Here is a 12,210-nt window from a genome sequence, read left to right as displayed (position 1 = left end):
GCGGATCCTGACCAGCACGTCCGGCCGTGATCGCCGCCTGCTGTGCGGCGAAGGCGTGCCCGATGATGTCTTCGCAGGAACGCTTCAGCCGACCCCACTCGTCGCCGGTGTATGGCTGGATGGCTCGCCGCGCGGCTGCCGACGCAACGGCGGCCCGGCCAAGTATTCCCGTACCTGCGGCCGTAACACGCCAGTGTCCGCGTCCACGGCACGCAGTAGTGCACGCGTCCTCCCCTCGACGGCGGGCTGATGTCCGAGCCAGAACTCCACCAGCCGCGCCCTGGTCAGCTCGCCGGCACCGCCGGTGAACCCCACTCCGTGCAGGAAACGGCTCAGTTGCAGCATCGCCATGCGATAGTGCAGAACGGTCGCCTCGGAATCGACCTCGCCGTGTGGGTGGGTCAGGCTGGCCAAGCCGGCGGCGAGGTAGGCGGCCAGCCTCGGGCAGGGCAGGTAGTCCAGGCGAAGAGTGCGGCGGGTGGCGTCGCTGAACACGAACTCCACCGTCAACGGCTGCGCGACGACGGTCGCGGGCATCAGACCTGCACCGTCCAGTCGTCGTCCTCGGCGAATTCCGCGTCGACTTCGGCCAGGACGTCCTCACTCAACCCGGCTGCGCGGCCGGCGTGCTCGTAGGCGTCGCGGAACACTCGTGTGGTGTCCAAGCGGGACAAGTAGACCTGGGTACTGGTGACCGAGGAGTGTCCAAGGAGGTCGCGCAAGACCTCCATCGGGTCTGCTCTGGTCAGGTACAGGGCCAACGCGGGGTTGTCGTCGGTGTCGACCACGAGTTGCGCGGCCTGCCGATAGTAGCCAGCGACCAACTGCTCCAGGGTCGCCATGGCCATCGAGTGCCGCAGCCGGTGAGGATGCACGTGAGGGAACCGTGGCTCGAACCGCTCCCGGATGTCGTCCGAGACTCGGCGGAACACCGTGGCCCAGTCCAGAAACGGCGCGCCGTCACGCCGCAACGCGAGCAGCAGTGACCGGCCGTCCGCGTCAACCAGGCGCAGCCGGTCGGCGGGCGTCAGCCTGGACCAGGACACGCGCCGGCCGTTGACCTTGCCGCCGTGCCAGTCCGCCGCGGACGCCACCAACGGCTCACCCGCAGCCGGGTCCGGGCGCCACGTCGATCCCTCGGCGGCCAGCGGCCGTTCCAGATCGACGTAGCGGTGTACCAGGTCCAGCGCGTCATAGCTGATCCAGGTCGTGCGCTGCTTGCGGCCCTTGGTGATGCCAGCGGCGACCGGCAGCAGAATCGGCAGCGCCGTCGGTTCGGACGGCAGCGGCGGAACTTCAGGTACCAGCAGGTGCGTGAACTCCTGCCGGCGCAATCCACTGGAGAGCACCAGCCGGGCCATCGCCGCGTTCCGCCCCGGATTCAGACCCCGGAACCGGGGATCCGGACTGCCATCCGGGAGCAGACCCTCCAGAGCGTGGACAAACAACCCGGCGAACTCCGGAGCCAGGTACTTGATCGTCGTGTGTGCCCTCGGTTGCCGCACCGTGGCCAGGTTGCGCCGAACCGTCACCAATCGATCCTCAACGAGCCGCTTGGCCGCGGCGTAGCTGAACGGCACCGCCGAGGCGTAGCCCTCGTCTTCAGCCCACTCATAGAACTGGGCCAACGTCCCGACATGCAGGTTCCAACTCGACTCCGCCAGCCGTATCTGCAGCGGCCCCGCCAGCCGGTACTCGGCGTACAAGCTCAGACCGGCTCGCAACCGCTCACGGGCTCCGAACGCTGGCACCCCGTGCACGCCGAGGAACGCCAACCAGTCCCTCAGGACACGGGCGTAGACCTCCCAGGTGTTCGCTGACGGCGCCCCGCTCACAGGAAGCTCTCCCAGCCACCGGTTCGCGGCGACGGTTGCCCGCGGACCGCGCTCGTCTTCGAAACGGAGATCGTCGTCAATCAAAACTGGCATGGCATGGCGGGTCAACGGGCCGTGCTCGACGTCCCAGTCCTCCCAGCCCGCCGAGGAGAAAAAGATCAAGTGCATAGGCCGAGAAGCTAGACACGAGACACCATCGCCTGCAACACGTAGATCACAGCACCGGCACTCGGTCGACGCTCATGTGAGACACGCTGAAGTTGCTCACATAACCAGCCGCAGCCCGGTTCCATACAAGCCATCGACAAACGCCGCGTCCCGCTGCTCGTTGCGCCCCCGCCACGACCGATCCCGTCGCCCGTCCAGCCCCCGGCCCCGCACCCCCAGATCGCGCCAGCGCACGATCGCCGCAGGGTCCAGCCACTTCACGTCCGCCGTCTTCCTGGCCACCGGGAAGTCGACCCCGCGAACGGATCGGCCACCGTCGGATACCGGCCGGCCGCCCACTTGTAGAACTTCTTGCAGGCCGCCAGATCCTTCGAGTAGGCCGACGTCCCCACCCTCTGGTCGTTCTCCGGATCGATCAGCCGCCAGAACTGGAACTCCTCGGCCTCGTCCTCGCCCGCCTCCCACCACGGGCAACCCAACGCCACCAGGAAGTTCAGCCACAGCGCCAACGAGTACGCGTAGTCCCGCTGCGTGTTCCCCGCCAAACTCCGCATCCGGGGCGACGCCAAGAACGCGTTCACCCGCACATCCGGGAATCCCTCCGGGCCCAGCAGGAACCGCTGCCCGTGCCGCCCGCCAGCCCTGCGCACCCACGACGCGAGATCATCCGCATACCCCGCCACCGCACGCGGCAGATCAGGCCATGACCGCTCCAGGTCATAGCGATGGACGCGCCACTCCAAAACGCTCAAGACCCCGCCCCTCCGTTGTCACCCTGTTGCTCGCCCAGCAGCGAACAACAACAGAAACGCGGCTATAGAACTACGGCGGCACCCAGGACCGGCAGCTCGACCCGGCCGTCGACCGGGTCGCCGACGTCTTCCCCGACGAGCAGGCCATCACCGAAGCCGGGTTCTCGTCGCAAGACGCCTCCGACCTGCTCGCCGTCCTCGGCCCACGGCTGGTCGGCATCCCAGCCAACAAGATCCGCACCTTCCTCAAGTCCATGGCCGGGCGTCGCTTCAGTGACTGGCAGTCCGAAGAGGACGAGCTGCGGGCGGCACGCCGGCGCCGCCGCGAACCCCACGACAGCGATCGGCATTCCAGCGCCGCCTGACCAGCACGGTCCCGCCCGAGCGTGGGCGGGACCGCACCGGCAGTGGTGGCGTGACGACACGCCCCGCCCGTGGCCCCGGTTCAGCCGATGTCTCACCAAGGAGAGCGTCCTGGCGCAACTCGCCCCGTACTTCGCCGACGACACCGTCGAGCTCTATCACGCCGACTGCCGCGACCTGCTGCCACAGCTTCGCGGCGACCTGATCGTGACCGACCCGCCCTACGAACAGACCTCCCTGCGCTGGGACGGCTGGCCGGCGGCTGGCTCGACGCCGCCGCCGAGTGCACGAGCGCCTTGTGGTGTTTCCTGCCGCTGCGGCAGTTCGCCATGGCGCCCTATCGGGGACGCGAATTCGCCGCCGCGGGCTGGCGCCTGTCTCAAGACCTCGAACCGGCTCACGAGGTCGCGGCAGATCATCTGACCTGGGAGAAGCACAACGGGTCCTCGTTCGCGGCCGACCGGTTCCGCCGGGTCCACGAAACCATCACTCACTGGTACCGCGGCCGGTGGGCGACCACCACCCACCGGCCGCCCACCATCGCCGGGCTAGCCCGGCCGACCGCGACCATCGGGCACCGCAGCGCCCCGACGCACACCAGAGCGATCGGCTCGGCCAGCTACACCTACGGGCCGACCCGGCTGGCCCGCAGCGTCATCCACGTCCGCTCCCTGCACGGCACCGCGATCCACCCCACCCAAAAACCGGTCGAGCTCCTCGACTTGCTCATCCGCTACGCCTGCCCACCCGGCGGCGTCGTCGTCGACCCGTTCGCCGGCTCCGGATCCACCGGCATCGCCGCCCGCGCGGCCGGACGACGCGCCATCCTCATCGAGGCCGACGCCCAGCACTGCCAGCAGGCCGCCCGCTGGCTCGCTGCCATCCGCGAACACCGGTGCCAGCCCCGCCGCCGCGGCATCTGCTCACGGCCGTTGACCGACTGTTCACGGAGGTCATCATGGTGGACCTGAGCCATGCCAGACTGAACCATCTGATCGATGCCCTACGGCGCCTGATCCTGCGGCCCGACCAGGGCACCCGATACCGCTGCGACGTGTGCGGGGCGCGCGTCGGCCAGCCGTGCGCCGATCTGTTCTGCTACGGCAGCCTCGGCGACTCACCGGCCACGCCGCGTCGGCGGTGCCGGTAGCCCAGCTGTACGCCGGTATCTCTCATCCGCAACAGACGGTCGCCTTCGCCGTGGCGAGGGCGCCATCTGCTCGCCTCGTCCTCGTCCGGCGACGTCTGGCCTCGAACCCCACACTCGGCCGGACCTGCGGCTGCGGGTCGGCCGTCATCCCGGCCGGGACCCCGCCCCGTCCGGCCGACCCCAGGCCAACCCACGTCGGCCAACACCGCAGCTAGGAGACCCCATGTCCGCCGACCGGCCAACCCGACTCTTCCCTGTAGGGGAAGTCTCCCGACCGGGGATCACGCCTACGTCCGCGTCCTCCCGTCGTTCCTCCAACCCCGCTCCCTCTCCGTCGTCTTCTGCTTCCTTCTCTTCCTCTTCCGCTCTTATTGACGTCTCTCATCGCCTTCGTCCTCGCGACTACGCGGTTGCCTCTCTCCTGGACGAACACACCACGCTGACCACCGACCAGCTCACCGCTGTCCTGTTCATCAGCTCCATCACCTGCCGGCACCGACTGAGCGTGCTGCGCTCGTTCGGCTTCGTCGATCGGTTCATCCGCCGCAACGAACCCGGTATGGCGAACATCGTCTGCTGGGTACCCGGCCCGCTGTCCGCGCGGTTGACCGCGCTGGCCGCCGAGCAGACCCCGCCCACCGCCCGGGCGCTGCGGGAGCGCCAGGACCGCGTCTACGCCAACCCGGCGCTGGATCACCTCCTGGAGTCCAACGAGTTCTTCATCCGGCTGCTGGCGCACAGCCGGTCGCGCGAGGAGACCGCACTACGGCGGTGGTGGTCGGAACGGGCCACCGCCGGGGCGTTCGGCCAGCGGATCCACCCCGACGGGCACGGTGTCTGGGCCGAGCATGACCGCGAGGCCGGGTTTTTCCTCGAGCTCGACCGCGGCACCGAACCGCTCGGGCGGCTGGCCGACAAACTCAGCTCCTACCGGCGGCTGCGCGCCGAGGGCGGCCCCCCGTACGTGGTGCTGTTCGCCCTGCCCAGCCGGGCCCGGGAGCAGAACCTGCACCGCCGGCTGGCCGACCGGCCCGAGCCGAGCCTGGTCATCGCGACCACCTCACCCGAAGCAGGCTCCGACCCGGCCGACCCGGTGTGGCGGCTGGTCGGCAACGGCCGCCACCGGCTCGGCCTGGCCGACCTTCCCGGCGGACACGGCCAGCCCGGCCCGCTCAACCCCGGCCCGCCCGGACCCGCCGACCACCCGCTGCGCCACCTGCGATAGGCGGCCCCCGCCGGGCGCCCGGCCCGTCGACCGGGTGCCCAGGCCGCCCAACAACAGGCCAGGCCACCCAACAGTGGGAAACCTCCACTCGACAGCAGCACCACCTCGGCGCCGGCGTGACCCAACACCGCAGCTCAGCCCGCATGCAGGGCCGGTCGGCGCAGGAGCCGGCTGTTGGGCGCCGCCGGTACGGTGAAGCCTTCTCATCGAGAACCCCCAATAGCACCAACCCGGGCTCGCCGCCCACGACCAACGGTCGCAACCGCCCACCCGCCACTTGGCCGGTCGGCCTGCACCGCTCGTGCGCCGCCAACCCACCGCACCACCCGCAAACCGTGCACCACCCGGGCGCCCCCGTGGCGTCGTACCTCCCGCGCGTCCCCCGCGCTCCATCGCCGTCGCTGCTCTGCGACCTGCGACCCTCGCGCACCACCCCACGCCCGCTCGCCATCGGCGAGCCATCGGGCAGGGCGCGTTCTGCGCCCCACATCTATCCACATTGGAGGTTTTGCTGTGTCTGATGCTCGCACCGTGACCGTCTGCCTGCCCAAGACGGCCGTCACCGGTCACATCCCCGCCGCGGTCTCGGCCCTGCTCGCCGTCCACGGCATCACCGACGCCGGCCTCGCCGGCCACTTCCGGACCAAGACCCGGCCGCTGCCCGCCCGGCTGCTGCTGCGCTCGGACACCACCAGCCTCCTGCTACCGGAGAACGGTACCGCCGCCGGCGGCCCGGTCAGGCTGCTGGACCTCGACGCCATGCGTGAGGACCTGGCCGAGCGGTACTGGAACCGCTGGCAGCTCTGGCAGCAGATCGTCGCCGGATCCGACGAAGCCCGGCCGTGGTGGCACTTCTACGACCGGCACGCCGCCGACCCGGACAAGTACACGTGGGAACACGCCCGGCACGGCTTCGCCAGCCAGCCGCAGGTGGCGCGGATGCTCACCTACAACGCCCATCCCGGGCGCCTGACCGAACTTCCCACCGACCACCTCGACGCGTTCTACGCAGGCCCGCACGCCTACTCGACATACGGCCTGCTTCAGGCCGTGCCCGCCGACACGATGCTGACCACCGACGGGCGGATCCTGGCACCGATCAGCGTTCGCTACCCCGACCAACTGGACTACCTGCGCGCGGCCAACGACCACCTCAACACCCTGGCCGACACCGCTGTCCTGGTCGCCGTCACCACCAAATAGGCCCTTCTCGCCCCGGGTTGCAGCCGGTCGTCCCTCGGACGGCCGGCCTACCGGCATGCCCTCCACCAACCTGCAAGGGGGTACCTCCTCATGTCCCATTCCCGGCAGCCTGTTCCCGGCTACGCCGCCGTCCTGATCAGCCTGCTGCCCGCCGGCCTGGTCTTCTGGCTGCAACTGCTGGCCATCACCGTGCTGGCCGACGTCCCCGCCGCCGCAGCCCTGTTCATCGAGGCCGCCAGCTGGATGCTCACCTCAGCGGTCGTCCTCGGCTCCTTGGGCGCGGCCCGGATGCACAGCCAGGTCCACGATCTTCAGCACCGGCTGGACCGGGCCTTGACCGATCCGGTGACCGGCCTGCCGGTACGCCGGGTCGCCGAGGACGCGATCGTCGCCGCCGGCTACGACGCGGTCCTCACCGTCGCGCTGGCCGACATCGACCGCCTCCACGACATCAACCACGGGCCCGGCGGCCACGCCGCCGGCGACCACTACCTCACCGAAGCCGGCCGCCGGCTGCGGCAGGCCGCCACCGGAGACGATCTGGTCGCCCGCCTGGGCGGCGACGAGTTCGTCCTGATCACCGGCCGCACCCCGGCGCAGCTGGCCGACAGCCTGACCGCGGCGTTCGCCGAGCCGATCACCGTGGCCGCCGAGATCCGGCCGCTCGAGGTCAGCGTCGGCATCTGCCGGTTGCCCGGCGCAGACCCGCACCAGCTGCTCGGCTGCGCCGACCTGGCGATGCTCACCGCCAAGAGGCTACGCACCCGCATCGAGATCTACCACGCGGCCCGTGACGGCCTGCCTCTGCCGCCCGGCATCCGCCCGGCCACCCGCCGCCGATCCGGCGAATAACCACTCGCGCCTACCGCCACCAGTCGCCCCTACCACCAGCGCATCCACCGCGGGACACGCCCGGTGCCCCTCGGCCGGTGTTGGCTGGCTGATCGACCGCCACGGGCCGGCAGTTGCTGCTCGCCCAGCGTGATCCACCCCTGTTTCCTCGCCCGATCCGGGCATCTGCGAGGCGCGGACCAGGGATGGGCCGCGCCTCCGTCACGACACAACTCGGAGGTGTGGCACATGCCATGCACAGACAGCACCACCACGACCGCCCTCGACCCGATATCCCGCATGATCACCGGCAGCGTTGCGCTCGCCGGAGCTGACCCCAATTCGGGGACCGGCGCGGCCTGCCCCGGCTGCGGCGGCGAGGTCCTCGCCGACGGCACCTGCGACAACTGCGTGCGGTGCGACCGGTGCGACGCGTCGACGCCCGACAACGCGCTGGACACGATCACCACCGCCCGCGGTTACCGGATCTGCGACCGGTGCCGCATCACCGACTACACCCGCTGTGGTGCCTGTGATGCGTGGAACCGCGACGACCTCTCCTGCGGCAACGGTTGCGAGGACGACGACTTCGACGACGACCTGGACGACTATTTCGGCGGCTGGATCAACGGCTACGACTACAAGCCTGAGCCGGTGTTCCGCGGAGCGGGTCCGCTGTATCTCGGCGCCGAGATCGAAGTCGCCGCAACCGGATCCGGATACCGCAACGAGGAGAACGCCGAGTTCGCTCATCAGCACCTCGGGCGTCTGGGCTACCTGAAGGAGGACAGCTCCATCGGCGGCGGCTTCGAGATCGTCACCCACCCGATGTCCTACGACTGGGCCATCGACCACTTCCCGTGGGACATGCTTAGCCTCCTCGGCGACCGGGGCTGCGAGGCGAACGACCGCACCGGCATGCACGTGCACCTGTCACGGGCGGGCTTCAGCTCCGCGTGCCACATCTACCGGTGGATGAAGTTCATCTACCGCAACGAAGCCCCGGTCACCGTGCTGGCTCGCCGCCAGTCCAACGAATGGGCGGCGTTCACCAAGATCGACCGGGAGTACATCAAGGACTACGCCAAAGGTGGCGGCGGCGCCCGGTACCGGGCGATCAACACCAACAACGCCGACACGTTCGAGCTGCGGATCTTCGCGAGTTCACTGGAGCCTGCGCAGGTTCAGGCGGCGCTCGCCTTCGCCGTGGCCTCGGTGGAATACACACGTCACCTGAGCGCCCACGCCATCTGCCGGCACGGCGGCTGGTCCTGGTCGGTGTTCTGCGACTGGGTCGCCGAGCAACCGGCATACGCGCCGCTACGCGAGCAGATGGAGGCACTGGCATGTGCCTTCTGACGTTCTTCCCGACCGGGGCCTTGCCGGACACCGACGCGCTGCTCAACGGCACGTTCCTCAACAACGACGGCCACGGCTACGCCATCGTGACCGGCGACGGCATCCAGGTCCGCCACGGCCTGCATGCCGAGACGATGATCGCCCAGTTCGACACCGACCGCCGCAGCAACCCGGACGGACCCGCTCTGTTCCACTCCCGGTTCGCCACGCACGGCAGTCTGGACGTAGAGAACTGCCACCCGTTCCCGGTCGGCGGTGACCCACGGACCGTGCTGGCCCACAATGGTGTACTACCGGCGGCTGTGCAACCGGGCAAGAAGGAACCGAGGTCCGACACCCGGATCCTCGCCGACGACCTCTTGTCCTTGTTCGGATCGATGCGAGTGCGGCGCAACCGGATCCGGCTGCAGAAGTGGATGACGGCGGCGAACAAGATCGTGATCCTGACCGTCGACCGTTCCTTCACCAAGCAGGCCTACATCCTCAACGAGGACGCCGGCATCTGGGACGGCGGGATCTGGTACTCCAACAGCGGATATCGCCCCGACGACCGGCTGCGCGACCCCATCCGGGAGGGCTGGGAGTACGACTGGAACATCTGGGAATCCCCGAACTGCCCGTTCTGCGGGAATGGCCGCGACGACCGCAACCAGCGGTGCCGTCTCTGCGGCGGCTGTTTCGACTGCGGCGAGGAACTGGAAGCCTGCCAGTGCTATCTACCAGCCCGCGCCCGCACCCCGATCCGGCGATAGCCCATCGCCAGAACCCGTGTCGGTGGCCCTGCGCGCCACCGAAGCAGTGGCGTCCTGACCATGGTTGCTGGCTCTGCCTGAGTCCAGCCAGGCGGACAACCCACCCGCTCCATTTTCGGCCGTTGCCCGGCCAGCCACGCGCTCGCGCATCCCGGGCACGGCCACCAGGCCGTGCCCACCCGATCGGGAAGGGGAACCCCCTGAGGCGCCGCCCCACGTCCGCTCCCGTCGTAACGGATCTGATCCAGCCTCGGTGTCAACGGGGTGGCACGGCATTGGTGACTGCGAACCCGCGCTGCCCTGACCTGCTTTCCGCCGCAGCGGTACCACCAAGCCGCCGCCGTGTTCCACCGGGCCGCCGTGGCGCGACCCCATATCGCGATCAGCACCCCTCAACGGGTGCTCCTTCTGCCCGTCTGCCGGCGCACCGTCCAGGTTGCCGGACGGCGACCCCGCGCGGCGAGCCGGCCGCATCGAAGGGACTCCAGCCATGTTCACCGTACCTCCCGCCCCGGGCGGCGACGCTGCGCCTGCGGCGATACCGGTATGGCTGTCGCATCGCCCGGTCGTCGCGGGCCTGGTGGTTCCCTGGATCACCGCCCGCGGAATCGACGGCCGCTATCTCTTCGGCGCTGTCGACCGGCAACGCGAACAGCGGGCCATCCTGGAGCACCGCTGCCAGGTCTGCGGGTCGCCACCTCTTCGGCGCCGTCGATCGGGAACACCACCAGCAGACCGTCCCGGAGTAACCGCCCCTGAATGGAAGTGGTCACGATGACGAACAATCCCAAGGTTGTCAACACGGACGTGACAATCGAAAACGTGCGAGAGGCATACGCCGCCGTTATCCGGATTACCGAGCGGATGCGGCACGAGACCGAGCAAGTTGAGCGTCACCCCAACGACAGCGAGATCCGGGATAGATGGAATCGCACTGTCGACGAGTGGTACAGGGTTCGCGAGGAAGCTGCTGGAATGCGTTACGAATACTCCATGCGCACCGGCGTTGTTTTCTTCCCCGGCGAAGTTCCCTGAACTCGCAGTTACGCGTAGGGCCGGTACCGGCTACCAACCTTCCGGCCCTACGCCTTCCCAACCCATCCCACCCATCGCAGCGAGGACAAGTCGTGTCCGAATCTACCCGGGCGACGGCTGCATCGCGCTGATCGCCGACGACGGCACCGTCCACGCCCTGCACCCGACGACGACGGTGGCCGAGCACGACCACGAGCCCAGCTTCCCGCTGGACGGACCCCGACCCGGGTCGTGGGGCGTGCGCTCCTGACCCGGCCGCGGCGCGCCGTGCCCTGACCCGGCGGCCCTGCCCCACAGCTCTACAGCTGAACCGCTTTCCCGGCCGTCGCCCGGCCACACCACCTGGTTTCCGGGCCCGGCCGCTGCGCCGTGCCCGGGAACCCCTTCCCACCAGGGAGTTTCCGCTATGACTGGCACGTTCCAGGCGCAGCCTGCCGTACTGCAGCACCTCCTGCCGCATCAGCTGCTGCGGCCCGGCCAGCCGGTTCACGTCAACCGCCGCGCCAGCTGGCTATCGGCGACCGTCACCCGCGTCGGTTCCCGCACCGTCGGCGTCCGCTACCACAACCCGGCCGTCTTGGCCCGGCACGCCGACGCGGTCGCGCCCTGGGCAGTCCGCCCGGCCGACGGCGCCCAGCTGCGAGCGGCCACGTCGATCACGGTCGGCGACCAGATCATCTTCGGCAGCCGTATCCGGACCGTGGCCGCCCCGCCCGCCGGTGACCGCACCGGCTGGCTCGAGCTGTCGTTCACCGACGGCGACCAGAACGCTCTGGTGATGCCCGGCGCGGTCCTGCGGCTGGTCGACGACACCCCGCAGGTGACCGTCAACGGCCAGCCGCTGTCCACCATGCTCACCGGCATGGCCGGGTACGGCCGTGGCTGAGCCGGTCACCGGCGGGCAGGTCCCGCATCCGCCGGCCTGCGCACCTGCCGAGACCGGGCCTGGTGGCGACGAGACGGGCGGGCCGGGCAGCCTGGCGGTGTACCTGGTCACCGTCGACACCCCGCAGGGCCGTGCCGAGCTTGAGGTGCCGACGCTGCTCGGCCCGGCCGCCGCCGACCGGCGTGCGTGGATGACCGCCGTCCAGCTGCGCTGGGGCGACGTCGACGAGATCACCGTCGTCAGCACCGAACTCATTGCCGAGGAGCTGCCGCGATGAGGGTCACGCTCGCCGGCTTCATCGAGGCGCCGGTGTGCGCCAACTGCTGCGACTATGTGGGCTTCCCCGGCTGCAAGCTGATCGCCCGCCAGCGCGGCTGGGTGCACTTCAGCACCGGCGAGCGGCGATGCCCCGGCCAAGAGGACGACGACACGGACGACCGGGGCGAGCCGCTGATCGACCGCGGCCGGTGCGTCATCGGCTTCGACCCGATGGGCCTGCCGGTCTGCGGCACCGTGCGGGCTGTGACAGCGGCCGTGCCATCGCCTGCACCGGCGGTGCGCCCACCACGGTGATACCCGGCGCGGCGCCGCAACGGGCCGTGCCCGGCGCCATGACGGCGCCCCTGCACCACGTTCGTGAACTGCTCGGGC

At 69.8% G+C, this 12,210-nt stretch carries 14 protein-coding genes and 1 pseudogene; 12 read left to right on the top strand and 3 right to left on the bottom strand.

The features are described from left to right. Positions 1-84 precede the first annotated feature (84 nt). The 3 genes from ACZ6TI_RS35685 to ACZ6TI_RS35675 all read right to left on the bottom strand — a co-directional run bounded on the left by ACZ6TI_RS35685 (position 85) and on the right by ACZ6TI_RS35675 (position 2,557). Positions 85-537, bottom strand: coding sequence for a hypothetical protein (locus tag ACZ6TI_RS35685; RefSeq protein WP_465349630.1), 453 nt, complete (start codon positions 535-537; stop codon positions 85-87). Beyond that, positions 537-2,003, bottom strand: a complete 1,467-nt coding sequence (locus ACZ6TI_RS35680) for a tyrosine-type recombinase/integrase (protein WP_465349629.1) — start codon at positions 2,001-2,003, stop codon at positions 537-539. Before ACZ6TI_RS35680 ends, ACZ6TI_RS35685 begins: the two co-directional genes overlap by 1 nt. A 257-nt stretch (positions 2,004-2,260) precedes the next feature. Beyond that, positions 2,261-2,557, bottom strand: a complete 297-nt coding sequence (locus ACZ6TI_RS35675; RefSeq protein ID WP_465349628.1) for a site-specific integrase — start codon at positions 2,555-2,557, stop codon at positions 2,261-2,263. 266 nt (positions 2,558-2,823) lie between these two features. Between ACZ6TI_RS35675 and ACZ6TI_RS35670 the strand changes: the two are divergent. The 12 genes and pseudogenes from ACZ6TI_RS35670 to ACZ6TI_RS35615 all read left to right on the top strand — a co-directional run. After that, positions 2,824-3,120: pseudogene (locus ACZ6TI_RS35670) on the top strand (GP88 family protein); the annotation flags it as partial. Positions 3,121-3,414: 294 nt separating this feature from the next. After that, positions 3,415-4,089: a DNA methyltransferase gene (locus ACZ6TI_RS35665; RefSeq protein WP_465349627.1), complete on the top strand. Its 675-nt coding sequence runs from the start codon at positions 3,415-3,417 to the stop codon at positions 4,087-4,089. Further along, positions 4,077-4,268 carry a hypothetical protein gene (locus ACZ6TI_RS35660; protein WP_465349626.1) on the top strand — a complete coding sequence of 64 codons (192 nt, stop codon included), beginning with the start codon at positions 4,077-4,079 and terminating at the stop codon, positions 4,266-4,268. Before ACZ6TI_RS35665 ends, ACZ6TI_RS35660 begins: the two co-directional genes overlap by 13 nt. Before the next feature lie 223 nt (positions 4,269-4,491). Continuing rightward, positions 4,492-5,493 carry a replication-relaxation family protein gene (locus ACZ6TI_RS35655; protein WP_465349625.1) on the top strand — a complete coding sequence of 334 codons (1,002 nt, stop codon included), beginning with the start codon at positions 4,492-4,494 and terminating at the stop codon, positions 5,491-5,493. A 513-nt stretch (positions 5,494-6,006) separates the two neighbouring features. Continuing rightward, positions 6,007-6,696 (top strand): hypothetical protein, encoded by a 690-nt coding sequence (locus ACZ6TI_RS35650; protein ID WP_465349624.1) that lies wholly within the window; start codon positions 6,007-6,009, stop codon positions 6,694-6,696. Between the two features lie 90 nt (positions 6,697-6,786). Beyond that, positions 6,787-7,548 carry a GGDEF domain-containing protein gene (locus ACZ6TI_RS35645; RefSeq protein WP_465349623.1) on the top strand — a complete coding sequence of 254 codons (762 nt, stop codon included), beginning with the start codon at positions 6,787-6,789 and terminating at the stop codon, positions 7,546-7,548. A gap of 228 nt (positions 7,549-7,776) precedes the next feature. Further along, a complete protein-coding gene (locus ACZ6TI_RS35640) occupies positions 7,777-8,886 on the top strand; it encodes a hypothetical protein (protein ID WP_465349622.1) in 1,110 nt (369 codons plus the stop codon). Further along, positions 8,874-9,638 carry a hypothetical protein gene (locus tag ACZ6TI_RS35635; protein ID WP_465349621.1) on the top strand — a complete coding sequence of 255 codons (765 nt, stop codon included), beginning with the start codon at positions 8,874-8,876 and terminating at the stop codon, positions 9,636-9,638. Before ACZ6TI_RS35640 ends, ACZ6TI_RS35635 begins: the two co-directional genes overlap by 13 nt. Before the next feature lie 759 nt (positions 9,639-10,397). Next, entirely contained in the window at positions 10,398-10,673 is a 276-nt protein-coding gene (locus ACZ6TI_RS35630; protein WP_465349620.1) for a hypothetical protein, read from the top strand. A 406-nt stretch (positions 10,674-11,079) separates the two neighbouring features. Beyond that, positions 11,080-11,559 carry a hypothetical protein gene (locus ACZ6TI_RS35625; protein WP_465349619.1) on the top strand — a complete coding sequence of 160 codons (480 nt, stop codon included), beginning with the start codon at positions 11,080-11,082 and terminating at the stop codon, positions 11,557-11,559. Beyond that, positions 11,552-11,836: a hypothetical protein gene (locus tag ACZ6TI_RS35620; protein WP_465349618.1), complete on the top strand. Its 285-nt coding sequence runs from the start codon at positions 11,552-11,554 to the stop codon at positions 11,834-11,836. Before ACZ6TI_RS35625 ends, ACZ6TI_RS35620 begins: the two co-directional genes overlap by 8 nt. Then, positions 11,833-12,132, top strand: a complete 300-nt coding sequence (locus ACZ6TI_RS35615; RefSeq protein ID WP_465349617.1) for a hypothetical protein — start codon at positions 11,833-11,835, stop codon at positions 12,130-12,132. The genes ACZ6TI_RS35620 and ACZ6TI_RS35615 overlap by 4 nt, the downstream gene beginning before the upstream one ends. Positions 12,133-12,210: the final 78 nt, after the last annotated feature.

The organism is Actinoplanes sp. NPDC051388 (genome assembly GCF_055586225.1).
Note: the sequence above shows the minus strand (reverse complement) of the source record. Positions and strands in the feature narration are given on the sequence as shown.